At 40.5% G+C, this 25,548-nt stretch carries 30 protein-coding genes and 1 pseudogene; 20 read left to right on the top strand and 11 right to left on the bottom strand.

Features of this window, described 5'->3' with window-relative positions; translation table 11 throughout:
- Window positions 1–61: 61 nt before the first annotated feature.
- The gene (locus CFY87_RS09610; protein WP_094947086.1) at window positions 62–1,333 is read left to right on the top strand and encodes a M20 family metallo-hydrolase; all 1,272 of its coding nucleotides are present in this window, start codon (window positions 62–64) and stop codon (window positions 1,331–1,333) included.
- A gap of 69 nt (window positions 1,334–1,402) precedes the next feature.
- Here CFY87_RS09610 and CFY87_RS09605 read toward each other — a convergent pair whose 3' ends face one another.
- The gene (locus tag CFY87_RS09605) at window positions 1,403–2,131 is read right to left on the bottom strand and encodes an epoxyqueuosine reductase QueH (protein ID WP_094947083.1); all 729 of its coding nucleotides are present in this window, start codon (window positions 2,129–2,131) and stop codon (window positions 1,403–1,405) included.
- Window positions 2,132–2,152: 21 nt separating this feature from the next.
- On the bottom strand, window positions 2,153–3,124 hold the full coding sequence (gene ispB, locus CFY87_RS09600; protein ID WP_094947225.1) for an octaprenyl diphosphate synthase: 972 nt from the start codon (window positions 3,122–3,124) through the stop codon (window positions 2,153–2,155).
- A gap of 238 nt (window positions 3,125–3,362) precedes the next feature.
- Between ispB and rplU the strand changes: the two genes are divergently transcribed.
- The 5 genes and pseudogenes from rplU to cgtA all read left to right on the top strand — a co-directional run bounded on the left by rplU (window position 3,363) and on the right by cgtA (window position 7,050).
- Window positions 3,363–3,674, top strand: a complete 312-nt coding sequence (rplU, locus tag CFY87_RS09595) for a 50S ribosomal protein L21 (protein WP_005721505.1) — start codon at window positions 3,363–3,365, stop codon at window positions 3,672–3,674.
- Window positions 3,675–3,694: 20 nt separating this feature from the next.
- The gene (rpmA, locus tag CFY87_RS09590; RefSeq protein WP_094947080.1) at window positions 3,695–3,952 is read left to right on the top strand and encodes a 50S ribosomal protein L27; all 258 of its coding nucleotides are present in this window, start codon (window positions 3,695–3,697) and stop codon (window positions 3,950–3,952) included.
- A 66-nt stretch (window positions 3,953–4,018) separates the two neighbouring features.
- A complete protein-coding gene (locus CFY87_RS09585; protein ID WP_094947077.1) occupies window positions 4,019–4,945 on the top strand; it encodes a DMT family transporter in 927 nt (308 codons plus the stop codon).
- Window position 4,946: 1 nt separating this feature from the next.
- A pseudogene (locus CFY87_RS09580) lies at window positions 4,947–5,869 on the top strand (DMT family transporter).
- A gap of 8 nt (window positions 5,870–5,877) precedes the next feature.
- Window positions 5,878–7,050 (top strand): Obg family GTPase CgtA, encoded by a 1,173-nt coding sequence (gene cgtA / locus CFY87_RS09575; protein ID WP_094947074.1) that lies wholly within the window; start codon window positions 5,878–5,880, stop codon window positions 7,048–7,050.
- A 111-nt stretch (window positions 7,051–7,161) separates the two neighbouring features.
- Here cgtA and CFY87_RS09570 read toward each other — a convergent pair whose 3' ends face one another.
- The 4 genes from CFY87_RS09570 to CFY87_RS09550 all read right to left on the bottom strand — a co-directional run bounded on the left by CFY87_RS09570 (window position 7,162) and on the right by CFY87_RS09550 (window position 11,500).
- Complete coding sequence (locus CFY87_RS09570; protein WP_094947073.1) at window positions 7,162–7,623, bottom strand: MarR family winged helix-turn-helix transcriptional regulator; 462 nt, start codon at window positions 7,621–7,623, stop codon at window positions 7,162–7,164.
- Window positions 7,624–7,724: 101 nt separating this feature from the next.
- Window positions 7,725–8,885 carry a M20 aminoacylase family protein gene (locus CFY87_RS09565; protein WP_094947072.1) on the bottom strand — a complete coding sequence of 387 codons (1,161 nt, stop codon included), beginning with the start codon at window positions 8,883–8,885 and terminating at the stop codon, window positions 7,725–7,727.
- Window positions 8,886–8,974: 89 nt separating this feature from the next.
- Entirely contained in the window at window positions 8,975–10,450 is a 1,476-nt protein-coding gene (locus tag CFY87_RS09560) for an MFS transporter (RefSeq protein ID WP_094947069.1), read from the bottom strand.
- A gap of 471 nt (window positions 10,451–10,921) precedes the next feature.
- Complete coding sequence (locus CFY87_RS09550) at window positions 10,922–11,500, bottom strand: anthranilate synthase component II (RefSeq protein WP_094947063.1); 579 nt, start codon at window positions 11,498–11,500, stop codon at window positions 10,922–10,924.
- 82 nt (window positions 11,501–11,582) lie between these two features.
- Between CFY87_RS09550 and CFY87_RS09545 the strand changes: the two genes are divergently transcribed.
- The 3 genes from CFY87_RS09545 to CFY87_RS09535 are packed head-to-tail and all read left to right on the top strand — an operon-like array spanning window position 11,583 to window position 13,608.
- Entirely contained in the window at window positions 11,583–12,560 is a 978-nt protein-coding gene (locus tag CFY87_RS09545; RefSeq protein WP_094947222.1) for an aminodeoxychorismate synthase component I, read from the top strand.
- A gap of 8 nt (window positions 12,561–12,568) precedes the next feature.
- On the top strand, window positions 12,569–13,168 hold the full coding sequence (locus CFY87_RS09540) for an aminotransferase class IV family protein (RefSeq protein WP_094947060.1): 600 nt from the start codon (window positions 12,569–12,571) through the stop codon (window positions 13,166–13,168).
- Window positions 13,169–13,218: 50 nt separating this feature from the next.
- Window positions 13,219–13,608: a RidA family protein gene (locus CFY87_RS09535; protein WP_094947057.1), complete on the top strand. Its 390-nt coding sequence runs from the start codon at window positions 13,219–13,221 to the stop codon at window positions 13,606–13,608.
- A gap of 35 nt (window positions 13,609–13,643) precedes the next feature.
- Here the strand turns inward: CFY87_RS09535 and CFY87_RS09530 are convergent, their stop codons facing one another.
- Entirely contained in the window at window positions 13,644–14,267 is a 624-nt protein-coding gene (locus CFY87_RS09530; protein WP_094947054.1) for a LysE/ArgO family amino acid transporter, read from the bottom strand.
- 116 nt (window positions 14,268–14,383) lie between these two features.
- On the opposite strand from CFY87_RS09530, the gene rpe reads away from it, so the two are divergent.
- Genes rpe through trpS form a run of 3 tightly spaced genes read left to right on the top strand, consistent with a single transcriptional unit; the run spans window position 14,384 to window position 16,786 of the window.
- Window positions 14,384–15,058, top strand: coding sequence for a ribulose-phosphate 3-epimerase (rpe, locus tag CFY87_RS09525; RefSeq protein WP_094947051.1), 675 nt, complete (start codon window positions 14,384–14,386; stop codon window positions 15,056–15,058).
- An 11-nt stretch (window positions 15,059–15,069) separates the two neighbouring features.
- The gene (locus CFY87_RS09520; RefSeq protein ID WP_094947048.1) at window positions 15,070–15,744 is read left to right on the top strand and encodes a phosphoglycolate phosphatase; all 675 of its coding nucleotides are present in this window, start codon (window positions 15,070–15,072) and stop codon (window positions 15,742–15,744) included.
- A gap of 31 nt (window positions 15,745–15,775) precedes the next feature.
- Window positions 15,776–16,786 carry a tryptophan--tRNA ligase gene (gene trpS / locus CFY87_RS09515; RefSeq protein ID WP_094947045.1) on the top strand — a complete coding sequence of 337 codons (1,011 nt, stop codon included), beginning with the start codon at window positions 15,776–15,778 and terminating at the stop codon, window positions 16,784–16,786.
- A 72-nt stretch (window positions 16,787–16,858) separates the two neighbouring features.
- On the opposite strand, the gene CFY87_RS09510 is transcribed toward trpS, so the two are convergent.
- Both CFY87_RS09510 and CFY87_RS09505 read right to left on the bottom strand, forming a co-directional pair.
- Complete coding sequence (locus CFY87_RS09510; protein ID WP_094947042.1) at window positions 16,859–17,377, bottom strand: GNAT family N-acetyltransferase; 519 nt, start codon at window positions 17,375–17,377, stop codon at window positions 16,859–16,861.
- A gap of 3 nt (window positions 17,378–17,380) precedes the next feature.
- Window positions 17,381–17,671, bottom strand: coding sequence for a type II toxin-antitoxin system TacA family antitoxin (locus CFY87_RS09505; RefSeq protein ID WP_094947039.1), 291 nt, complete (start codon window positions 17,669–17,671; stop codon window positions 17,381–17,383).
- Window positions 17,672–18,073: 402 nt separating this feature from the next.
- On the opposite strand from CFY87_RS09505, the gene CFY87_RS09500 reads away from it, so the two are divergent.
- From CFY87_RS09500 to rplS, 8 genes are all read left to right on the top strand, one after another.
- Entirely contained in the window at window positions 18,074–18,556 is a 483-nt protein-coding gene (locus CFY87_RS09500; protein WP_094947036.1) for an ESPR-type extended signal peptide-containing protein, read from the top strand.
- Between the two features lie 59 nt (window positions 18,557–18,615).
- On the top strand, window positions 18,616–18,876 hold the full coding sequence (locus CFY87_RS09495; protein ID WP_143226174.1) for a hypothetical protein: 261 nt from the start codon (window positions 18,616–18,618) through the stop codon (window positions 18,874–18,876).
- 98 nt (window positions 18,877–18,974) lie between these two features.
- Complete coding sequence (locus CFY87_RS12500) at window positions 18,975–19,481, top strand: hypothetical protein (RefSeq protein WP_115609949.1); 507 nt, start codon at window positions 18,975–18,977, stop codon at window positions 19,479–19,481.
- 17 nt (window positions 19,482–19,498) lie between these two features.
- On the top strand, window positions 19,499–21,037 hold the full coding sequence (locus CFY87_RS09485) for a YadA C-terminal domain-containing protein (RefSeq protein WP_094947030.1): 1,539 nt from the start codon (window positions 19,499–19,501) through the stop codon (window positions 21,035–21,037).
- A gap of 320 nt (window positions 21,038–21,357) precedes the next feature.
- Window positions 21,358–21,606 (top strand): 30S ribosomal protein S16, encoded by a 249-nt coding sequence (rpsP, locus tag CFY87_RS09480; RefSeq protein WP_094947027.1) that lies wholly within the window; start codon window positions 21,358–21,360, stop codon window positions 21,604–21,606.
- 35 nt (window positions 21,607–21,641) lie between these two features.
- A complete protein-coding gene (gene rimM, locus CFY87_RS09475) occupies window positions 21,642–22,169 on the top strand; it encodes a ribosome maturation factor RimM (protein WP_094947024.1) in 528 nt (175 codons plus the stop codon).
- A gap of 54 nt (window positions 22,170–22,223) precedes the next feature.
- Window positions 22,224–22,970, top strand: a complete 747-nt coding sequence (trmD, locus tag CFY87_RS09470; protein ID WP_094947021.1) for a tRNA (guanosine(37)-N1)-methyltransferase TrmD — start codon at window positions 22,224–22,226, stop codon at window positions 22,968–22,970.
- Between the two features lie 27 nt (window positions 22,971–22,997).
- Window positions 22,998–23,348 (top strand): 50S ribosomal protein L19, encoded by a 351-nt coding sequence (rplS, locus tag CFY87_RS09465; RefSeq protein ID WP_005599346.1) that lies wholly within the window; start codon window positions 22,998–23,000, stop codon window positions 23,346–23,348.
- 66 nt (window positions 23,349–23,414) lie between these two features.
- On the opposite strand, the gene CFY87_RS09460 is transcribed toward rplS, so the two are convergent.
- Window positions 23,415–24,443: a glycosyltransferase family 4 protein gene (locus tag CFY87_RS09460; protein ID WP_094947018.1), complete on the bottom strand. Its 1,029-nt coding sequence runs from the start codon at window positions 24,441–24,443 to the stop codon at window positions 23,415–23,417.
- 5 nt (window positions 24,444–24,448) lie between these two features.
- Complete coding sequence (locus CFY87_RS09455; RefSeq protein ID WP_094947216.1) at window positions 24,449–25,216, bottom strand: glycosyltransferase family 2 protein; 768 nt, start codon at window positions 25,214–25,216, stop codon at window positions 24,449–24,451.
- Between the last annotated feature and the right edge of the window lie 332 nt (window positions 25,217–25,548).

The following is a 25,548-nucleotide window of genomic DNA, read 5'->3' as shown; positions in this document are numbered from 1 at the left end:
ACTTTTTCATCCGGATTGGCGTAAAAGTGCGGTTAAAAAAGATCCTATTTGAGGAGGGAACATGACTATCGCATTATCTCAATTAACCAAATGGCGGCGCGAATTTCACCGTTTCCCGGAAATCGGCTGGTCTGAGTTTTGGACGACTTCACGTATTGCGGATTATTTGGAGGAAATGGGGTTTTGCATTCTCTTGGGGAAACAAATTATTCATCCTGATTTTGTGCGCGGTCGCCGGCAAAAAGTGGTGGAAAAAGGCTTACAAAATGCCATTGCCTATGGAGCAAAAGCAAAATGGTTGGAGAAAATGAATGGATATACGGGCTGTGTGGCGATATTAGACAGCGGAAAACCGGGCAAAACGGTGGCGTTGCGTTTTGATATTGACTGCGTGAATGTCACGGAAACCGCCGATCCGCAACATCTTCCGAATCAATTAAATTTCCGTTCTTTAAACGACGGATTTATGCACGCGTGTGGGCATGATGCCCATATTACGATCGGTTTAGGAACTGCCCTTTGGTTATCGCAAAATAAAGATAAATTTAGCGGTAAGGTGAAAATTGTGTTTCAGCCTGCGGAAGAAGGCGTGCGTGGCGCGGCAGCAATTGCGGCAAGTGGTGTGATTGATGATGCGGATTATTTTGCCGGCTCTCATATCAGTTTTTGTGCTGACAGCGGCACGGTGATTGTTAATCCGAAAAATTTCTTATCAACGACTAAAATTGATATTCGTTATCAAGGTAAACCGGCGCACGCAGGAGCAGCGCCCCATTTAGGGCGTAACGCGTTATTAGCCGCGGCACACGCGGTGACCCAGTTGCACGGTATTGCTCGTCATGGCGACGGAATGACGCGAATTAATGTGGGCGTATTAACTGCCGGCGAAGGACGTAATGTTATTCCGGCGAGTGCGCAAATTCAATTGGAAGTACGTGGGGAAAATAAAGCGATTAACCAATATATGGTGGAGCAGGTGATGCAAATTGCACAGGGTGTGGCGATAAGTTTTGACGTCAGTTATGAGACGGAAATTATGGGTGAAGCGGTGGATATGAATAATGATACTCAACTTATTGATTTAGTTTCTGAAATTGCTTTGGAGCAACCGGAAGTACAACAAATTCAAGCGAAATATGCATTTAATGCCAGCGAAGATGCGACAATTTTGGGACGTCGAGTGCAAGAACGGGGTGGCAAAGCGATTTACTTTATTTTAGGTGCTGATCGCACAGCCGGGCATCACCAAGCGGAATTTGATTTTGATGAAAATCAACTCGTTACCGGCGTGAATATTTATACGCAATTGGTGCAGCGCTTATTGAGCGCATAGAGACATAAAGATAAAATGGGGGAAATTTTCCCCCATTTTTGTTGAGTTGTTTTAGTGTGATTGACTTCGTTAATCCGCACTGTAATACAGTTTGCCGATTTCGATTTTCTCACGTCCGTTGGCTTCGCGCCATTTATTGGTATCTCGTAAAGAATACACGCAGCCACAATATTCTTGTTGATAAAAACGTTCGCGTTTGCTGATTTCGATCATTCGTTGTGAACCGCCGCCTTTGCGCCAGTTGTAGTCCCAATAAATGACATCATCATATTTTTCTGCTGCGCGATGACCGCAACCGTTAATTTGGTTCATGTCTTTCCAGCGAGAAATGCCAAGGCAACTGGTAAATACCGGAAAACCGTTTTCATGGGCATATTGTGCCGCTTTTTCAAAACGCATATCAAAGCACATGGTGCAACGAATGCCACGTTCCGGTTCATCTTCCATGCCTTTAGCGCGTTCAAACCATTTTTGGCGCTCATAATCGGCATCAATAAATGGAATACCCCATTTTTCAGCAAAACGGATATTTTCTTCTTTACGAATTAAATATTCTTTCAACGGGTGAATATTCGGGTTGTAAAAATAAATGGTAAACTCAATGCCGGAGGCTCGGATCGCTTCCATCACCTCGCCGGAACAAGGTGCGCAGCAAGAATGCAACAATAATTTATTATGCCCGTCCGGTAAGCTTAATTTCGGGCGGACAAAAGGCGCATTCGGATCTTTTTTCATTTTTTGTTTACGCATTTTAGGCGGAAAATCGACCGCACTTTTTTCAGTTATTTGCTCTGTCATAAGATTCGTTTAATCTGCTTACTAGTATTTTCTATCGACGGAAATATAAGCCAAGGAAATTAAGGCTTTTTTATAGGCATTTTCCGGCAAAAAGGCAATAGCATCTACTGCTTTCCGTGCTTCTTGTCCGGCACGTTCCATGGCATAATCAAGGGAATGATGTTCAGTCATGATCGCCAACACGTCCGCTAAAATATCGCGTTTGCCGCCTTGCTCAATGGCATTGCGGATCATTGCCGCTTGCTGTGGATTAGCATGATGCATGGCGTGTAATAATGGCAACGTCGGTTTACCTTCGGCTAAATCATCACCGACATTTTTCCCCAACGCCTGTGCATTGGCACTGTAATCCAATACGTCATCTACTAATTGGAACGCGGTTCCCAAATAGCGACCGTAATCTTGCAGCGCTTTTTCTTGTTGCTCATCAGCGCCGCTGATAATCGCTGCACATTGGGTTGCCACTTCAAATAAGCGTGCGGTTTTGCTATAAATTACCCGCATATAATTTTCTTCGCTGGTATTGGGATCATTGACGTTCATCAACTGTTGCACTTCGCCTTCAGCAATCACATTGGTGGCATCCGACATGACCTGCAAAATTTTCAATGAATTTAATTGTGTCATTAATTGGAACGCGCGGGTATAAATAAAATCGCCTACTAATACGCTTGCGGCATTGCCGAATTCAGCATTGGCGGTCGGGTTTCCGCGACGCATATCCGATTCATCAACTACATCGTCATGCAATAACGTAGCAGTGTGAATAAATTCAATAAACGCGGCGCAGGTGACCGGTTGCTGTCCCGAACAATTCATGGCGCGAGCGGCAAGCAACGCGATCATCGGACGAATGCGTTTTCCGCCACTTTGAATAATGTAGAAACCTAATTGGTTAATTAGGGCGACATTGGAATTCAATTGCGCGAGAATTGCCTCATTCACCTGCTGCATTTCGGGGGCGATAAGCGTTTGAATTTCATTGATATTCATTAAATTACTTGTTGCTGCCATAGGGAAAATTTTTTCAATAGAAGGATGAAACATAAAAAGTGCGGTCAATTGTAACTGATTTTCTTGGCTTTCTGAAATCAAACCGTGCAAAATCGGAATTTTTTTATTTTATCGTAAATAAATTCTTGCTATCAGCTTAAAATTTACGTAGAATTTGCCACCTATTTATATGAATTTTTGTGTGCTGAATTAAGGCACAATGTATAGCGGAGTATTTATGTACGCAGTTTTCCAAAGTGGCGGTAAGCAACACCGAGTGAGCGAAGGTCAAGTAGTTCGTCTAGAAAAACTTGAAGTTGCAACTGGTGAAACAGTTGAGTTTGACTCAGTGTTAATGATCGTTAACGGTGAAGATGTTAAAATCGGTGCCCCGGTTGTTGCCGGCGGTAAAGTAGTGGCTGAAGTAGTTGCACACGGTCGTGGCGATAAAGTGAAAATCGTCAAATTCCGTCGTCGTAAACACAGTCGTAAACAACAAGGTCATCGTCAGTGGTTCACCGAAGTGAAAATCACTGGGATTCAAGCATAATTTCAGAGGAGATCAAGTAGATGGCAACTAAAAAAGCTGGCGGTTCAACTCGTAACGGTCGCGATTCTGAAGCTAAACGCCTTGGTGTTAAACGTTTCGGTGGCGAGTCTGTTTTAGCAGGTAGCATTATCGTTCGTCAACGTGGAACTAAATTCCATGCCGGTAGCAATGTGGGGATGGGTAAAGATCATACATTATTTGCTACCGCTGACGGTAAAGTAAAATTTGAAGTAAAAGGCGAAAAAAGTCGCAAATATGTAAGCATTATTGCTGAATAATTCAAATTATCGGATAAAATGCCCCACAGAGTTGCTTTGTGGGGCTTTTTTATTTGAAGGAGCAAGATGAAACAACAACAGCCTTTAGTGGGAGGCATACTGGCACTGGTTGCGACAGGGATGTGGAGTTCGTTACCCTTGTTCGTGCAGCAAGTTGTAAAATCAATGGATGCAGTCACGGCAGTGTGGTATCGTTTTGCAATCGCCGGTGTTTTATTATTTGTATTTCTGTTAATGAGCAGTAAGCTACCCAAAATAAGTACGTTAAATAGGCGTGCGGTGATGTTAGTGGTATTGGGAATTGCAGGACTGGCGTCGAATTTTTGGTTATATAATTTGGCATTAAAATATATTCCACCGACTACCAGCCAAGTACTTAGCCCGTTATCTTCTTTTGTTTTGTTGATTATCGGCGTTTTGTTTTTCAAAGAGAAAATGGGGTGGCACCAAAAAGTCGGGCTATTTTTACTGATTACCGGCTTATTGCTGTTTTTCAATCAACGCTTTGACGATTTTCGCCATTTAAATCTGTATTCGTTGGGAGTGATTTTTATGATCACTTCTACCTTGGTTTGGATTATTTATGCTTTGGCGCAAAAATTATTGCTTGATAGGCTCACGCCGCAACAAATTTTACTGTTAATTTATATTGGAAGCGCGGTCATTTTGTTTCCCGTTTCTGAAGTGAAAGAAGCGGCAAAATTAGATCATTTTCAATTGATCTGTTTGATTTTAACCGGCTTAAATACCATCATTGCCTATGGTTGCTACGCCGAGGCGTTAAGTCGTTGGGATATTTCCAAAGTTAGTGCAGTATTAACCCAAATTCCGGTATTTACGCTATTGTTTTCCCATTTAGCATTTGCCTTGAGTCCGACCTATTTTTCAGCGGTTGAGCTTAATTGGATCAGTTATTTTGGAGCATTTTTCGTTGTACTCGGTGCATTATTTTCGGCGTTAGGACATAAACTTAAATATTATTTTCGAGGATAAAATGAAACAGCAGCAACCAATATTAGGTTTTCTATTTGCATTGATTACCGCAATTGCATGGGGAACATTGCCGATTGCTTTACAAAAAGTCGTGGCTGTGATGGATACGCAAACTATTGTTTGGTTTCGCTTTTTAGTAGCAAGTGTCGCATTATTTTTGCTTTTAGCCATATCGAAAAAATTGCCTGGATTTAGTCAATTTAATCGCTATTATATGGGCTTGATTTTATTTGGTATTTTAGGATTGGCAGGCAATTTTCTTTTATTTAATTCCTCGTTACGGTTTATTGAACCTTCAGTAACACAAATTTTTATTCATTTTTCTTCTTTTGCAATGCTGATTTGCGGGGTGCTTTTATTTAAAGAAAAATTTGGCATACACCAAAAAATCGGATTAGGAATATTGATTATCGGATTAGCGTTATTTTTTAATGATCGTTTGGGAAGTCTTTTTTCTTCCGGTGAATATACTATTGGCATTATATTGGGCATTGCAGCAGCTTTGGTTTGGGTAGCTTACGGATTGGCGCAGAAATTATTGTCTCGCCAGTTTACAGCATCGCAGATTTTACTGATTATTTATTTAGGTTGTTTTTGGTTTTTTCTCCATTTACTCATCCATTGCAAGTAGAAAAATTAGATATTTTTACCACAATTTGTTTTATTTATTGTTGTATTAATACATTGATTGGTTATGGGGCTTATGCTGAAGCGCTTAATCGTTGGGAGGTTGCTAAGGTGAGCATGATAGTGACATTAGTACCGTTATTCACTATTGTATTTTCACATTTGTTACATGGCATTTTTCCACAGTATTTTTCTGCCCCGAGTTTAAATAATTTGAGCTATATTGGCGCGTGTATTGTTGTGTTCGGTGCTATGTTATCTGCTATTGGGCATAAATTGATTAAGAATTATAAATAGGAGACAAAATGAAGTTTATTGATGAAGCCTTAATTCGTATTGAGGCGGGTGATGGTGGAAACGGGTGTATTAGTTTTCGTCGTGAAAAATATATTCCTAAAGGTGGACCGGATGGCGGAGACGGTGGCGACGGCGGTGATGTTTATTTGGTTGCTGATGAGAATTTAAATACACTTATTGATTACCGCTTTGAAAAACGTTTTGCCGCAGAACGTGGTGAGAATGGTCGCAGTTCTGATTGTACCGGACGTCGCGGTAAAGATATTACTTTGCGTGTACCGGTGGGAACGCGTGCTATTGATAATGATACTAAAGAAGTGTTGGGGGATTTAACTCAGCACGGAGTCAAAATGTTGGTGGCAAAAGGCGGTTATCATGGATTGGGTAACACCCGATTTAAATCTTCCGTGAACCGTGCGCCGCGACAAAAGACTAACGGTACGCCGGGTGAGAAGCGGGATTTGCAACTGGAATTAATGTTGCTGGCGGATGTTGGAATGTTAGGATTGCCGAATGCAGGAAAATCGACCTTTATCCGTGCGGTTTCTGCGGCGAAACCAAAGGTAGCGGATTATCCGTTTACCACGTTGGTACCAAGTTTAGGCGTGGCGCGGGTTGACGCGAATCGCAGTTTTGTCATTGCAGATATTCCCGGCTTGATTGAAGGAGCGTCCGAAGGTGCCGGTCTCGGCATTCGTTTCTTAAAACATTTGGAACGTTGTCGTGTCCTGATCCATTTAGTGGATTTGGCGCCGATTGACGAAACTGATCCGGCAGATAACGTGGCGATCATTGAAAGCGAGCTTTTCCAATACAGCGAAAAATTAGCGGAAAAACCGCGTTGGCTGGTCTTTAATAAAGTCGACATGATGAGCGATGAAGAAGCGCGCGAGCACGCTGAGGAGATTGTCGAGCGTCTTGGTTGGGATGAGGATTATTATTTGATTTCTGCCGCAACAGGCAAAAATGTCCCTCCACTTTGCCGCGATATTATGGATTTTATCGAAGCTAACCCGCGTGAAACGGAGCAAGAAAAAGCGCCGGAAGAAGTGAAATTCAAATGGGAAGATTATCATCAAGAACAACTGGCAGAAAGCGAATTACTTGATGATGAGGATGACGATTGGGATGACCTGTCTGAAGAAGATGAAGACGGAGTGGAAATTATTTATAAACCTTAAGCTTGTTTTTGTTGAGTGATTTCACCACAAAAATGCACCTTAACCGGATAAGATTAAGGTGCATTTTTTGTTTAGCGAAAAGAATAAATAGGTGTATTTTTTATAAGATTTCTACTTAACTGAAAATTTGCTATATTGTTCGTGCCAATTTGAAAAGGAAGTATAGGCACGATGTAGCAGTTGTTGTAGCTGCTCTAATTCTTCAATGCTTAATTCACCGAACATTTTTGCTTCCAGATCACGACCGATTTTCTCGCATTTTTTCCATGCCTGCGTACCTTTTTCAGTCAATTGTAAACGATGAACTCGGTTATCTTGCGGATCAGTGTTGTAGCAAATTAAGCCGCGTTCTTCCAATACCGCTAAATTTTTTGACAACAGTGTTTTGTCCAATACTAATTTATGTCGTAATTCGGTAGCGGTTACACCCGGGGTATCATGGATTAAACGCAATACACGCAATTCACGTACACGAAGTTGTGCCGCCTGTTCATAGTAGGGATTAGCTGCTTTAATCGCTAAATTTTTGAGCAGCTCAAATTGATAAGTAAGGTATGGGCGAGAAAAAGCCATGTGTTTTCCTAATTATAAACAACAGTTAAGACCGTATAATAAAAAACGCCGAAGCAGTAAAATCACCGTTTGGCATTTATTTTTAAAGAATAGAAGCGGTATTAACGTAGATAATTTTGTGCTAATCCTACCCAGTATGCTATTCCGACAGGTAAGTTGTTTTCATCAAAAGCATACATAGGGTGGTGAACCATTGGAGTATCACCGTTACCGATAAAACCATAAACACTTGGTTTTTGTTGGGCATAGAAAGCAAAGTCTTCACTTCCCATAAATGTTGGTCCGGGTGTGATCACATTTTCAGCGCCTAATACCTCAGAAGCGATTTGGATACATTTTTCAGTTTGTGATTCGTCATTGACTAAAATAGCACCGGGCTGACCTTCGCGAATTTCGTAGGTAACATTATATGCTTCTGCGGTCGCTTTAGTGATCGATTTGATTTTATCTAAAACCATGACGCGCGTCGCCGGAGTACTGTTACGTACGCTCAAACGTAAAATTGCAGTTTGTGGAATAACGTTACCGGCATCACCTGACTGGAATGCGCCTACACTGACCACTGAGGAATCTTTTGGCGCTACATTACGTGAGACGATAGTTTGTAATGACATCACTAATGCGGCACCTGCTACTAATGGATCGATAGATTTTTCAGGCATTGAACCATGACTGCCTTTACCTGTTAATTCAATTTCCCAGTTATCAACTGCCGCCATAATCGGACCACCGGTGAAATAGATCTTACCGGTATCTAAACCGGGCATATTATGTAAACCGAACACATAATCCATTGGGAAACGATCAAACAAGCCATCTTTAATCATTGCCGGTGCACCGCCCATGATTTCTTCAGCCGGTTGGAAAATCAGGTTTAAGGTACCGTTAAATTGTTTAGTGCGAGCTAAGTATTCAGCTGCACCAAGGAGCATTGATGTATGCGCATCATGTCCACAAGTATGTGAACGACCTTCCACTTTGCTTTTATACGGCAGATCCGCACATTCTTTAACCGGTAAGGCATCAGTATCCGCACGTAATCCGATAGATACTTTACCATCACCTACTTTTAATCTCCCTACTACGCCTGTTTTACCGATACCGGTAGTAACCTCGTAACCCCAGCTTTTTAACCGTTCAGCAATATAAGCCGCTGTCTCGTGTTCTTCAAATGCCACTTCGGGATATTGATGAAGATGACGAAAATGTGCTTTTGCTTTTTCCGCTTGCTCAGTTATTATAGTTTGTAATAATGTACTCACGATTTTTTTTTCCTCATGCCTTATTGTTTTCAGGCTACCTATTGTTCTATTTAGGTAGCCTGAAAATTTGTTAGATAATATTGTTTAAGTTAAGACGATTTTTTACCGGATGGTACAGTCAACATAATAGAAACAATTGCACCTAAAATCATCAATAAGTTAAACATTAATGCAAACGTTGCCGCTTCTCGGATGGCGAGGTTATCTTGTCTACCGACAAAAGGTACGACATCACTTAACCAAGAGACACTACCGTTGTCTGCGCGCAATGCAGTGAAAATCGCTGCTGAAATTGCAACACCGAACGCAGCTCCTAAAGAAGATGCCATTTTGTAGATACCGGAACCGGAACCTGCTTGTTCAGGCGGTAAATTAGATAATGCAGCATCAGTTGACGGAGTGGCATAGAAAGCTAAACCGATACCAAACAAGATATAAGAAATGATAACAATAATTTTATATTGATCTAACATCATATTCGTAGGTAATAATAACGCAATGGATAAGCCTGTAATTAAGCAGCCCCAAATCATTGGTTTACGTGCACCGAAACGTTGTAATAATTTTTCACCTACGCGAATAAAGGCAATAATCGCAATAGCATAACCAATCGTGAGTAATCCGGCAGTCTGTGCGGTCATATTACCCCCTAATTGGACTAATTGCAGAGATATAATTAACATGCCCGCTACACCATTGACCAAGAAATTAGAAATGGTTGCTCCCGTGTAAGTTGCATTTTTAAATAAGGAGAAATCGACAAAGGCTTTATCAGCACGCTCTTCAAACCATAAGAATAGTACGATTGAGACAAAAGTGATGATTAACAGACCGATGGTTGCCATACTTGTCCAACCAAAATCACCGCCTTGAGTCACTAATATTTGTAAAGCGATCATGGCAATCATAAATGTAATAACGCCTGCCCAGTCAAATTTGTGTTTTTTGCCGGAACTTTCCATTTTGAACTCAGGCGTACCCCGACACATAAGATAGCCTAATAAAGACACAGCTGCACAAGCGAAGAAAATATAACGCCATCCTAAATTTTGTGAAACCAAACCGCCGAAGAGCGCGCATAAGCCTGAACCACCCCAAGAACCGATGGACCACATACTGATTGCACGTTGACGACCGGCACCTTCCCAATAGGCTTTTACTAACGCCAAACTGGATGGCATAATACAGGCGGTTGATATACCCTGAATAATACGACCTAACATTAATACCGGTACAGCTAAAGAACCGGCCGGCGCCAGTGCAATTAATAACGCACCGATAATGCTTAATATAAAGCCCAAATTCAAGATTTTTACGCAACCAATACGGTCGGCTAAGCCTCCCATTACGACAATAAACATACCCGAGAAGAGAGCGGTAATGGATACGGCAATATTCATCACGGAGGTATCAACCCCCAAAGATTTTTCCATATCGGGAGCAATGTTTAATGTCGTTTGCGCAAAAAGCCAAAAGGCGATTACGCCCATAATCATACCGAACAACAGTTTGTCGTTGCCCTGAAAGTTAGCTCCGGTAGAAGCAGGAGCTGTTTGAGTTGTCATGGTAAACCTCCAACGGTTTGATTTATTGATAAGTAAAAGCCTTATATTCAGCTTTATCGCTTTTATTCGACTTTATATTATTTGTAATTTCATGGCACTAAAAAGTGCATTATTACGACGTTTGCAAATTTTAATATTGTTGATCCATTCAACATTTTATCCTTTGAATATTTCTCGTTATTCGGAATAAAGTTGAATTATGCAACTAAATTTACGCCTGTTAGTTGAAAAAGTCATCTATTTTTTGCTTATTTTTCTTGATATAAATCAAAAAACATAAAATAACATGCTTATTTTTTATTTTTGCACATTTAAAACTGCGTTTAGTTCCTTGATTTTTAAATATAACAAACCTATTTTTAACTGCATGAAAATCATGTGAGGCAGCATGATACGGAAGGTCGTTTTCTTAAGATGAATGACCTGCCAACATTTACTTATTCATTCGTTAACAGGTAATTAGGATAGCTTTTAAGTGTGTTCTAATACGTTTAGCCAATTTCCCAGCAATTCTTTACCATATTCTGACATATAGGATTCCGGATGGAATTGTACGCCATACAGCGGCAGCGTTTTATGTTGTACCGCCATAATAAGATCTTGTTCACAGGTGGCGGTAATTTCCAGAGAGGCGGGGAAATGTTGAGCGGAAACTGCCCAAGAATGGTAAAGCCCAATTTGAAATTGTTCAGGTAACCGTAAAAACAGTGGCGATTTTGACCGCACTTTTAAGCGGTGCGCCTGCCCGTGGCGAACCGGCGCTAAGTTATAAAGCGCGGCACCAAAAAATTGGCACAGGGTTTGATGCCCCAAACAAACGCCTAAAAATGTCCGTGTTTGGTGATATTTTTCTAATATTTCAAATAATTGCGGATAACTTGTAGGAATATCCGGACCGGGTGAAATCAGAATATGCGAGAAATTTTCAACGGCTTTGCTATGCGCCTCCTCGACGTTGATCACCTGAAACGGAGTTTGTAAGCGTCGTACGAGATCCACTAAATTGTACGTAAAAGAGTCGTGATTATTAATAATTAAAAGTTTTGACATGAGTTGATTTCAAAGAATAACAGATTTTTAGGTTATTTTACGCTAAAATTGAGTTTATTTTACTGATTTATTTTGTGTTATGTTGTTTGATACCTTTATTGCGCAAGCCAATCAATGGGGCGCATTGCGTCAACCTTTTTTCTTTCTTATTGATTTTGAAAAGAAAAAACCAATAATTTGCAAGCTGAATGAGGCGCAGAAGTGCGGTGTTTTTTTTCAGATTTTTTCTTTATCAAATGTAAATGAATCGGAGGATTTAGGATCGCCCTCATTTTTCTTGCATAAATTTCCGCTGCCGGAAGCGGAGTATCGGCACGGTTTTGATTTGGTACAACAGGAATTACAAAAAGGCAATTCTTATTTGTTAAATTTAACCTATGCCACGGAAATCCAAACCAATTATACCTTGCCGCAACTTTTTAAGCATTCGCAGGCTAAATATAAGTTATTGTATGGTAACGAGTTTGTGTGTTTTTCGCCGGAAAATTTTGTGCAAATTCAAGATAACCGTATTTTTACTTATCCCATGAAAGGAACCATTGATGCGACGCTGCCGGAAGCCGAATTACAGCTGCTTAATTCGCAAAAAGAGCAATGGGAACATTATACTATTGTGGACTTAATGCGTAATGATTTGGCGATAGTGGCGGACAATATTGAGGTGAAACGTTTTCGTTATGTGGAGCGGATTGATACGGAAAGTGGCGCAATTTTGCAGACAAGTTCGGAAATCTGCGGGGATCTTGCGGAAAATTGGCAAGAGCATATTGGGACTATATTGGCGAGTTTACTGCCCGCCGGTTCCATTAGCGGCGCACCAAAGGAAAAAACCGTCGAAATTATTCAGCAAGCGGAAACGGGGGAACGCGGTTATTATACCGGCATTTTTGGTGTGTTTTTGGGCGATAGTTTACAAAGTGCGGTCGCCATTCGTTTTATTGAACAACAACACGGGCGTTTATTTTTTCGCAGCGGCGGCGGGATTACCATGCAAAGCCAAGTGCAAGAGGAATATGCAGAATTGATCCAAAAAGTTTATGTGCCGTTAATGAAAAAATAGGTGGTAAAATGGAAAAGACAATATTTCCCTTATTTGAAACCATTGCCGTTGAGCAGGGAAAAATCTTAAATATCGCGCAGCATCAAGCGCGATATGAGCAAAGTTTGCGGCAATTTTACAGGAAAAGTGCGGTTAAAATTTACGATCTTTTAGAAGTCTTGCAAAAAAACACCGCACTTTGGGCAGAGTTGGATAGTCCCTTGGTTCGTTGTCGCATTGATTATCATGCCCGCGATTATCACATTCAATGTTTTCCTTATCAGCGCAAAACATACCGTACATTTCAGCCGGTGATTGATGATGATATTGATTATGGGTTGAAATATGCTGATCGTGCGTACCTCAATGGGTTGTTACAGCAAAAAGGTGACTGTGATGAAATCATGATTATCAAACAAGGTTGCGTTACTGATTGTTCTATCGGCAATTTGATTTTTCGTCAAGGTGACCAATGGTTTACACCGGATACGCCGCTGCTGGCGGGAACACAGCGTGCCTTATTGTTGGCGCAAGGTAAAATTCAGGCACGTCGAATTCTGTTGGAAAATGTACCGCACTTTGAGGAAATTCGCCTGATTAATGCCTTAAACGGGCTGAAAGTTTCGTAAGAAACGGGTACAATAGCCCTTGAATTTTAACCAAACTAAAGGAAAAAATGATGACAGCAATTATTAGTACGGATAAAGCGCCGGCAGCGATCGGTCCTTATGTACAAGCGGTAGATTTGGGTAATTTGGTGTTAACGTCCGGTCAAATTCCGGTTAATCCGGCAACCGGCGAAGTGGCGCAAGATATCGTGGCACAAGCCCGCCAATCCTTAGAAAATATCAAAGCCATTATTGAGCAAGCCGGCTTGACCGTAGCGGATATTGTGAAAACGACGGTATTTGTGAAAGATTTAAATGATTTTGCGGCGGTGAATGCGGAATATGAGAATTTTTTTAAAGAAAATGAGCATCCGAATTTTCCGGCGCGTTCTTGCGTTGAAGTAGCGCGTTTGCCAAAAGAGGTTGGCATTGAAATTGAAGCGATTGCGCTGCGTAAATAAGGTGTCGGCAACTCCGCCGGCAAAACGGAGTGGGATTACAATAATCCCACGCCATATTTGATTAACCTTAATGCAATCAACCACATAATAGTTCCTGTGATCCCATCTAAAATGCGCCAAGTAATCGGTTTGTGGAAAAACGGAATAAGTAATTTCGCGCCATAACCGACGCCAAAAAACCAAAGGGCGGAAGTGGTGCTCGCGCCGATCATAAATAAAATTTTGCCTTCCATGCCGGCAATCGTTCCGGCGATACTGCCGATAATCACAACGGTATCTAAATAGACGTGCGGATTGAGTAAGGTGATGGCGAGTGTAAATAAAAAGGCTTTGAGCGCGGATTGGGTTTGTTTGCCTTCGGATAAATTGACGATAGACGTGCCTTTGTAAGCAGAAAGAAAGGTCCTTGCGCCATATAAAAATAAAAATGCGGCGCCGAAAAAGGCTAAAATGACGCTGGCAATGGGTGCTTGATTTAAGAGGGTACCAAAGCCTAATATGCCGACGCCGAATAAGACTACATCACAGATAAAACAGGTCATTGCCACTAAAAAAACGTGTTGTCTTAATAAGCCTTGTTTTAATAAAAACGCATTTTGTGCGCCGATAGACACGATTAAGCCGGCACAGACTAAAAATCCATGAATAAAATTTCCCATTTTGCTCCCTCAAAGAAAAGCCTAAGTTATCGCGATTTTCAGAATAAATCCTTTAATATTTATATAATAAAGTAGTACACTAGGGCAAATTCTTTTCTAACTAAAGAGGATAAAGCATGAAACCTTTTTTAATTGCGCCGTCTATTCTATCTGCCGATTTGGCGCGTTTGGGCGAAGATGTAGAAAATGTCTTAAAGTGCGGTGCGGATTTGATTCATTTTGATGTTATGGATAATCATTATGTGCCGAATTTAACCTTTGGTCCGGCGATTTGCAAAGCGTTACGTGATTATGGTGTGAGTGCGCCGATCGATGTACATTTAATGGTGAAACCGGTGGACAGAATTATTCCGGATTTTGCCAAAGCCGGCGCTAATTACATTACTTTTCACCCAGAAGCCACGGAGCATATTGATCGTTCTTTACAATTAATTCGCGATTGCGGTTGTAAATCCGGTTTGGTATTTAATCCGGCAACGCCATTGAGTTATTTGGATTATGTGATGGATAAGGTGGATGTGATTTTGTTGATGTCGGTGAATCCGGGATTTGGCGGTCAATCCTTTATTCCGGCGACGTTGGAAAAATTAAAACAAGCGCGCCGGCGTATTGATGAAAGCGGGTTTGATATTCGTTTGGAAGTGGATGGCGGCGTAAAAGTGAATAATATTGCGCAAATTGCCCAAGCCGGTGCGGATATGTTTGTGGCGGGATCGGCGATTTTTGATCAGCCGGATTATCAAAAAGTCATCAATGAAATGCGTCAACAATTGGCAACGGTAGTGAGATAAGCGAGCAGTAAATGACAAAACAATTTAAATTAATCGGATTTGATTTGGACGGAACCTTGGTTAATAGTTTGCCGGATTTGGCGTTGTCGGTTAATTCTGCGTTGGCGGAGCAGGGTTTGCCGCAAGCGGAAGAGGCTTTGGTTTTAACTTGGATTGGTAATGGAGCGGATGTGTTGAGTGCGCGTGCGTTAGATTGGGCGCAAAAACAGACCGGTCGTTCTTTGAGCGAGGAAGAAACCTTACAATTTAAACGCCGTTTCGGTTTTTATTATGGCGAAAATCTGTGTAATATCAGTAGGTTATATCCAAATGTCAAAGAAACCTTAGAAACGTTGAAAGCACAAGGCTATATTTTGGCGGTAGTGACGAATAAACCGACGAAACATGTACAACCTGTATTACGTGCGTTCGGTATTGATCATTTATTTAGCGAAATGTTAGGCGGTCAATCCCTACCGGCAATCAAGCCGCATCCGGCACCGCTTTATTATTTATGTGGGAAATTCGGTTTATATCCGAAGCAAATATTGTTTATCGGCGATTCTCGAAATGATATTTTGGCGGCACATTCTGCCGGTTGTCCGGTGGTCGGGTTAACTTATGGTTACAACTATAATATTCCAATTGCCGAGGCAAATCCTGATTGGGTATTTGACGATTTTGCTGAAATTTTAGCAATTGTTTAAACAAAAAGATAAAAATATAGAGGGAATAAACATGACAAAGCCAGTGGTATTTAGTGGTGTACAGCCATCCGGCGAATTAACTATCGGGAATTATTTGGGCGCATTACGTCAATGGGTAAAAATGCAAGAAGATTACGAATGTTTGTTTTGTATCGTAGATCAGCACGCGATTACCGTACGTCAAGATCCGGAAAAATTGCGTAAAGCGACCTTAGATGTATTGGCGCTGTATTTGGCTTGCGGCATTGATCCTGAAAAAAGTACGATTTTTATTCAATCCCATGTGCCGGAACATGCCCAATTGGCTTGGGTGCTAAATTGTTATACTTATTTCGGCGAAATGGGACGGATGACCCAATTTAAAGATAAATCCGCACGCCATGCAGAAAATGTCAATGTCGGCTTATTTACTTACCCGGTATTGATGGCAGCGGATATTTTGCTTTATCAAGCTAATCAAGTGCCGGTCGGTGAAGATCAAAAGCAACATTTGGAAATCACGCGCGATATTGCGCAACGATTTAATGCCGTTTATGGACCGCACTTTACGATTCCGGAAGTGTTTATTCCAAAAGCGGGTGCGCGCGTGATGTCCTTGCTTGAGCCGGAGAAAAAAATGTCGAAATCTGATGAAAATCGCAATAATGTGATCGGTTTATTGGAAGATCCGAATGCGGTTGCGAAAAAAATTAAACGTGCGGTGACTGATTCCGATGAACCGCCGGTGATTCGTTATGATGTGAAAAATAAAGCGGGTGTTTCTAATCTGCTGGATATTTTATCCGGTGTAAGCGGCAAGAGTATTGCTGAATTAGAAGCGGAATTTGAAGGTAAAATGTATGGGCATCTCAAAGGCGCGGTAGCAGATGAAGTCTGCGCAATGTTAACCGGTTTGCAAGAACGCTATCGCCATTTCCGCAACGATGAAACCTTGCTTAAACGCATTGCGGCGGAAGGGGCGCAAAAAGCACGGGCGCGAGCAAAGAAAACCTTAGATGAAGTCTACCGCGCGATTGGGTTTACCAACCTGCCGCAAATCTAAGTCCTTTAGGCGTAAGCTGCCAAGCGACCACAAGTGCTGATGAAAATCCCCTCCTAAAAAGGGGATTTTCATCTATTTTATGATTTTTGTGAGCGGATAAAAGAATTTTCTATGCTTTGTCTCCAAATGTTTAAATTCAATAAAGCCCAATCGCTCATAAAATGAAGCCGCATTATCATCTTTTGCTTCAACAACTAAAATTGCAGAGCCTACAGTCGTATTTTTGATTTTGTACATCGCATCTGCAATTAAAAATTTACCATATTCTTGCATCTGAAAACAATCATCAATCGCCAATCGACCGATTAAAACGGCAGGAATATTAGGGTATGGAATCCCTTTATTTATTCTTTCTTGTGGTATATCTGAAACCGGTACAGATAACGCTGACAATGTGTAATAGCCAATAATCTTAGATTGTTTGTTATCGATAAGCACAAAACACTTTGCCAGCCCTTTTTTTACGTCTTGAGAAGCATTCTGATGAAAGTAGCTCTCCAATGCCTTGACAGAACAAGAAAAAGACGTTTTTTTAATGCCTAATTCTTCTAAAGGCAATACGGTTAAATTTATCAAATTTTCATTTTTCATTACTTATTTATCTCTATGAATGGATAAATACTCTTCATACACATCAAGAGCATTTTGCATTGAAGCGTTAGGTTTAAATGGTTTACTTAAACTTTCGATAAGTAAAGCCTGATCTTCCAATGTCAAACGCAAAACTTGATGTTCTGAAATTGTTTTTTTTGCTTCCTTGTAAGCTACGTCCACAACGAAATCAGTTAATGTTCGCCCTGAAATAGCTGCCGCTTGCTTAATTAATTGGTATATATCCAAGTTTACTTTAGCTTCCAATCTTGCTTTTGTATTTTGTACTGTCATTGTTGTTTTCCTCTTCTATAAGGGTTTTTAATTTTACGGCTGACAGCCGTAAAAATCAATATAAGTAAGATATCAAAAGTGAATATTTCCGTTACTTTATTGTAATGTTCTTTCGGTTCATATTGTGGTTGAACTTCTGAGGCTTCCTATTTCTCCGTCTAAATTTTCTAAGCGAACGGCTTATTCCCACCCTACCATCGGATCCGAAAATAACCTATAAATTTGTTAAAATTTTGTTAAATTAATAACCAATTGATTTTAAAGGGAAAATAATTTGCAGGAGGGGTAAAATCCACTTTTTGTGTATAATTTGTTACATTGAAGCATTGACGCCATTGCGTTGTTTTTAGGTATTTAATGCGTATTTTTATATATTTTCATTCATTTCTTGAGGAGTAAATTATGAACCGAATCCTTAAAACCAAATATGATGTAACCACCGGTCAAACCAAAGCGGTTTCCGAATTAGCCAGCAACCGCCAAGTGGCGAGCAGTTCGGAGAAACCAAAGTGCGGTGGTTTTTTGGGATATGCTTTAGGGTTGTTTAAGCTTGCTCCTTTGGTGTTGTTGGTATGTGGGTTGTTGCCGAGTGTGGGGCAGGCGGCAGATGTATGGCTTCTATCTGAGAATAATTTAAACAGTAATGGTAACGGGGGTTTACATGAGGGAACTGGAATTATGTATGACCAAGGTGGTTGGGGTTATAATCATAGTATAGATAAAAACAAAATTAATAATCAAGAAACAACCCTTTTAACCAGTGGACGGAATAAAACGGGGTCAGAAACAGAATTAAAAAACAAAGATTTCTGGAGAACGGTAGCTGTGGGGGCTCGTGCGGTTGCTGGTGGAAATGATACTACTGTTGTGGGGTATAAGCGATAGCGGGAATTAATAGTAAAGTTACAACAAGTAATGAAAACGACACCCACCAAGGGACAGCCGTGGGGTATAGAACCTTTGCACAAGGAAAGGAATCAATATCACTAGGGAATGATACGGTGGCTTGGGGTTCTAACTTTGGTGTGGAGCAAAAAAGTGGCGATAGTGCAAAAATAGCACAAGGTCAAGAAGCAAAACAAAATTATGAACGTTATGTTAAATTGGCGGGTGAATATGCAAAATTATTAAATAGAAAAGTAAATGGCGGCGAAAAATTTAAAGACGGAGCGTTAGACAAAGTTAAGGCTGAATTAGATGATTAAAAAACGGAAATCCTGATATAGCAAAAAATACAAATAGTATTATAAAAATTGTTGATGGTTTAAATGGGAAAACCAGTAACGGTAATAACAATAATGAATTGTTAAAAAAATTACAGGAAATTACAGCAGCTGTTAAGACAGATATGGAGAAAAAAGATAAGGCCGCTAATTTAACAGAAGATGAAATAGAAGCCTCTAACTACAAAGGAAGCCTAGCAAAAGGAAAAGACTCAATTGCGATAGGATATAAAGCGTCAGTTGAAGTTGGGGCAGAAGATTCGGTAGCAATAGGAAAAGAATCTAAAGTAACAGCTAAAGAGACGGCTAAGAAAGAAGCCAAAATAAATGGCGTTAAATTTACTTTCAAAGGCGGAGTAAGTACTGATGATAAAGAAGAAAGCAAAAAAAACATTTTCAGTGTAGGAGATAAAGGCAAAGAACGTATTATTAAAAATGTAGCGGCGGGAGAAGTGAATGAAACTTCAACAGACGCTATTAACGGAAGTCAATTATATGCTGTGACACATGAATTTTCTAAGTTAGCAAAAGATGTAGCGGCAAACTTTACCGTTAGGGTGACGATAAAGGAAAAGGTTATACACTAGATAAAAATAATACTGAATTGAATATTAAAGGTAAGACTAATAATTCTCATCAGAATATTCAAACATCGGTGAATAGTAATAGCAAAACGGTTAATATCGCGCTGAATAAGGGATTAAAAGGGATTAAATCTATTACAGGAGAAGGTATTCCTAATGGTAAAAATGGTACTGTAAATAGTAAGATTGAATTTAATCGTTCAAATGGCTCAAAGGCAACGACAAATGTCACCATTTCATCAAATGGAGCGAACTATACCTTTGACAGAACGGGCTTTGATGTCGCTGAAAGAAGAATTACCCGATTACAAAGCGGGTTGAATAAAAAACATAATGGACAAAATCAAAAAAATGGAGATCCGGAACCGATAGAGAAAATTTTATCCGGAACGATGGACAAGGGTATTCATGGCAATGCGGTTAACGTTAAAGATGTCTCTGATATCGCCAAAGCCATTGTGGAGAAAGGTCTTACATTTAAAGGTACTAAATTAACAAAGGGAAAAGACCAAATACAAAAACCGGAACAAGCAACATTACAATTAGGTAACACAATAGCTATAGACAGTTCAGAAAGTAAACATGGAGAATCAAAAGATCCGGATGGAAAAGTTCTTCCTCATAAAGAAAATGATATAGACATATCAGTAGTAAAAGAAGATAAGGATAATGTAAAAATAAAATTAGAGCTAAATAAATCGGCAAAAGTATCTGAAGATGATGAAAGAGTGGTTACATCAAAAGCAGTAAAAACAGCTATTGATACAATGCAAAATGAAATTAATGATAAAAATTCAAAAACAGATGCTAATAATCCATTTGAAACGACTTACAAAGATAAAGATGGTAAAGAGTTAGTTAAGGTTGGAGATAAATACTACAAGAAAGAAGATGTTAAAAACTTAAAATACGATGAAACCAAGAAAAAATTTGTAAATAGCGATAATTCAGATTTGGCTACTGATCAGCAACCTAAAGAGGTAGCGAAAAATGGGGTTAAAGCGGAGATTAACCTAAAAGGTGATACACCTAAGAAAATCGCTAATGTTGATTCCGGTTTAGGACTTGAAAAATATCAAGATCCTAATACTGATGACATGGATGAAGAAGCTAAAAAGAAAGAGATAGCAAAAGCTAAGGAAAATCATCAAAAATCTAAAAAAGATGCTATTGATAAGTTGTTAGGAAATAACGCTAATGAAGATGATAATATCAAAGATAGCGATCCAATATTAAATAATGTTGCCACTATAAGAGATCTGCAAGCTTTAGGACAAGCAGGGCTGGATTTTGCCGGAAATGATACTGATGAAACTAAAAAAGTTCATAGAAATCTTGGACAAAAACTGGTGATTAAAGGTGATCAAACTGCACCTGCTACAACTCAAGAGGGAAGCGCTGCTAATAAAAACCTACGTGCCGGTATTGCCGGGGCAAATGCGGTGGCGATTGGTTATTCTCGCGTCAGTGATAACGGTAAGGTGATGCTGAAACTACAAGGTAACAGCAACTCCCAAGGCAAGGTTGCCGGCGCGGTGTCGGTAGGCTATCAGTGGTAATTTATCAACACAGGTGAATCTGCCTGTACCCTAAAACCCCGCCCTTTGAGGGCGGGGATATAAGGCAAAAACGATGAAACCGTTTTATATTCCTTTAATTTTTATGCGATTTTTTGACCGCACTTTAAAGCGAGCATTTGAAGCAATCAAAAAAAGGAATTTTCCGCGAAAATGGCATATAGGTATGATTTCACCTTGATTTTTTCAGAAAAAAGAGTACAATCCACAGGCTTTTTGTCTATATATACAGAGAAAAAAGTAAGCATTCCCACTTCTTCGATGTGGGTTTTCTTTTCGTAATTATTATTTAGAGGAAGGTTATGGTAACCATTCGTTTAACTCGTGGCGGAGCTAAAAAACGCCCATTCTATCAAATCGTTGTAGCTGACAGTCGTAGCCCGCGTGACGGTCGTTTTATCGAGCGTGTCGGTTTTTTCAACCCACTGGCGACAGGTAAAGCGGAACGTCTACGTGTCAACTTGGATCGCGTTAACCACTGGGTCGGTCAAGGCGCATCTTTGTCGGATCGCGTTGCATCTTTGGTAAAAGAAGCACAAAAAGCGGCTTAATCACAGATTTTGATCGTTTTTAGAGGTGAATAATCATGACACAACAAAGAATTGAAGTCGTTGGCAAATTAGGTTCAACATACGGCATTCGAGGTTGGTTGCGTATTTATTCATCTACTGAATATGCCGAAAGCATTTTCGACTATCAACCTTGGTTTTTAAAAATCAAAGGGCAATGGCAACCGACCGAGCTGGAAAGCTGGAAACATCATAACCACGAATTAATTGTTAAATTAAAAGGGGTGAATGATCGTGAAGCCGCGCAAATTCTGGCAAATATTGAGATCGGTGTGGATTTATCCGTTTTCCCCCAACTGGAGGAAGGTGATTATTATTGGCATGATTTAATTGGTTGCCAAGTGGTAAATTTACAGGGTTATGCCATGGGAACGGTTTCTGAAATGATGGAAACCGGATCTAATGATGTGTTGGTCGTGCGCGCTAAAACGAAAGATGCTTTTGGTAAACAAGAACGGTTAATTCCGTTTTTATATGAACAAGTAGTTAAAAGAGTAGATCTCACCACAAAGACTATAGAAGTGGATTGGGATGCCGGTTTCTAACCTCAGGTAGGTTGTGTGGCGTTTGTTGTAACATTTTGACACAGGATAATTAAAATGTGGATTGGGATTATTAGTCTTTTCCCTGAAATGTTTAACGCTATTACAGATTTTGGGGTCACAGGACGTGCAGTTAAACAACGTCTGCTGCATATCCAATGTTGGAATCCTCGCGATTTTACATCGGATAAACATAAAACGGTCGATGATCGTCCTTATGGCGGCGGTCCCGGAATGCTGATGATGGTACAACCGTTACGTGATGCAATTCGAGCGGCTAAAGCGGCGGCGGGGGAGGGGGTAAAAGTGATTTATCTTTCACCCCAAGGACGTAAACTCAATCAAGACGGTGTGCAAGAACTGTCGCAATATCAAAAGATTATTTTGGTTTGTGGTCGTTATGAGGGCATTGATGAACGTTTGATTGAAACCGAAATTGACGAAGAATGGTCAATTGGAGATTACGTACTCACCGGTGGAGAATTACCTGCAATGACGTTGATTGACGCAGTTGCAAGGTTTATTCCCGGCGTATTAGGCAAACAAGTCTCGGCACAAGAAGATTCTTTTGCGACAGGATTATTGGATTGTCCACATTATACCCGACCGGAAGTCTTGGATGAGTTAGCTGTACCGCCTGTACTGATGTCAGGCAATCACGAAGAAATTCGTAAATGGAGATTAACAAAATCTCTTGAGCGGACGTGGTTAAGACGCCCTGAGCTATTGGAAAGCCTAGCTCTGACTGACGAACAACGCAAACTGCTTAAGCGGATTAAAGCTGCAAGTAGTGAAATCAGTTAACACTAGGATCTTAGAAGGATTATTCAAATGAGTAACATCATTAAACAAATCGAACAGGAACAATTAAAACAAAACGTACCAAGCTTCCGCCCGGGTGATACTTTGGAAGTGAAAGTATGGGTTGTTGAAGGTAGCAAACGTCGTTTGCAAGCATTTGAAGGCGTGGTTATTGCAATTCGTAACCGTGGCTTGCACAGTGCATTTACTTTACGTAAAGTGTCTAACGGTGTAGGTGTTGAGCGTGTATTCCAAACGCACTCTCCGGTAGTTGACAGCATCAGCGTGAAACGTAAAGGTGCGGTACGTAAAGCGAAACTTTACTATCTACGTGAGCGTTCAGGTAAATCTGCACGTATCAAAGAACGTCTTGGCGAATAATAAGACAATAACTCAAAAGGCTCGGCACAATCCGAGCCTTTTATTTTTGGGGTTACTTTGATGAACTTATCTTTTCGTCAGGAGCATCTGATAAGCGTCTTCATATTCTTTGATCATACGTTCCACGGAAAAATCCATGTTTTGCATATAATCGGCGATATGATTTTGCATGGTTTGCAATTGTTCCGGATTGTCCACCAATTGCTGCAAGATCGCTTGATATGCGGCAATATCGTTATTTTCAATTAAAAAGCCGGTTTTTCCATGTTGCACAATTTCAGGAATACCGCCGGTTTTATGTGCCAAGACGGGGCGCTTATACAAATAACCCTCTAAAATCACAAATCCCATGCCTTCCGAATGAGAGGGAACCAGTTGTAAGTCCACTTGTTTTAATACGGAGCCGACGTAAGGATTAAAGGGGATAAATTCAATGTTGCCGATGCCTTCGGCTTGTTGCTTTAATTCCGCTTCCAATACACCGGATCCGACGATATAGAATGTGACTTGCGGAAATCGGCGTGCAAGTTCAATGGTCAATGGAAAATTTTTGATTTTCAACAAGTTGCCGATATGCGCCACGCGTAAACCTTGTTTGGGGGTAGCGAAGTAACGTTGTTCAAATTCGCGGTTTTCCTGTAACGGTTTGATACTACCGTAAATAGTACGCACATTCGCATTTAGCAGGCGCATATTATCGGTCACTTGATGACTGACACCGACGACCATATCCACATTTTGATAAGAGCGCGCAGAGGATTTATGGCGAAAAGGTACGCTGATTCGGCGCGTGATCATTGTCGGTTTACCGGATAATCGTTTAAAGGCGCCGGCAAAATGGGCGCCTTGCCCGTCGAGAGCGTGAATAATTAATGGCGAGTGGGTAAAAATCAATTTAAGGGCTTGCCAAAGATTGACGATTTTCGTTTGCGGAAGGTTTTCTTGCAAGTGCGGTATAAATTTTCCCGATTTTTTACCCAAAAAGTAAGTATCGTAGCCGCTGACGTGTTTTATCAATTGTGCACTTTGATACTCACCGCCGCCGAACCCTTTGGCCATATTAATAAATAAAATAGCGGGGCGTTGATTAGCCATAAATATTAGCCTCTGTTTTTTAAATTTAAAATCCATAAATTGGCATATTTGGCGAACACCGAAAATGCCGATAATACCGCGAGAATAAAGCCTTGTTTGCCATCAAGAAAACCCGCGCGCAAAATATACATCCGCACAAAACAACCGAGAGAATGGGTAACACATTGAGTTATGCCGGTTTTTTTGCCTTTAGCAGCTTTTTGTTCCGCCCAAGCTTTGCTGTAGTGCGCCACTTTGGATAAATAGTGATGCACTGTTTTATAGGTGTAATGATACAAATCACCGTCTAATTTTTTGACCGTCGTATTTGGCGGCAGATGAACTTTTTCATGTACCAATTCGTCGCCATATTGCGCAGCTTGCGTTTTATATAGGCGTAACACATAATCCGGATACCAACCGGAATGACGAATTTGTTTGCCGAACGCCGTGCTTAAACGACAGATTTGATAGGCGGTATTGTCTAAATCGGCACTGACCGCCTTTTGAATGGATTGACGCAATTTATCGCTGACATGTTCGTCGGCATCAAGCCACAAGACATAATCACAGGTTACATATTGTTGCGTAATTTGGCGTTGGCGACCAAAGCCTTGCCAATCGGTATGCCGATAAAATTTTGCACCGTATTGTTGGGCAATTTTCGGCGTATTATCCGTACTGCCCGAATCTAAAATGATGATTTCGTCCACCCAATCTTTCACTGAATCTAAACATTGTGCTAATTCGTGTTCTTCGTTTTTGACGATCATCGCCACACTGAGGGTTGGCATATTGTTATCCTTATGCAATTGCAATAAATTTCGCTTAGTGTACCAAATTTGCCATGAAAAAAAACAAGAAAAATTGACCGCACTTTTTATCGCAAAGGGTACATCAATTGCTTTTGAGCCGGCAGCAAGGCGACTTTTCACATAAGATGCCTATTATGCCATGACAACACTGCTCAAACTTCCACCGAGGTTAAGAACCGGCAAAATGAAGAAATGAAAACGGACGTTCTTAACTCATATAGCGCCTTGACGGTTAATAACAAATATCACCCTATCTTCAAAATCAAAAAAAATTGCCTAAAAACTGACCGCAGCTTATTTGATAATAATTA

This window comes from Actinobacillus seminis (genome assembly GCF_002263215.1).
GTDB classification, from domain to species: Bacteria; Pseudomonadota; Gammaproteobacteria; order Enterobacterales; family Pasteurellaceae; genus Actinobacillus_B; species Actinobacillus_B seminis.
Note: the sequence above shows the minus strand (reverse complement) of the source record. Positions and strands in the feature narration are given on the sequence as shown.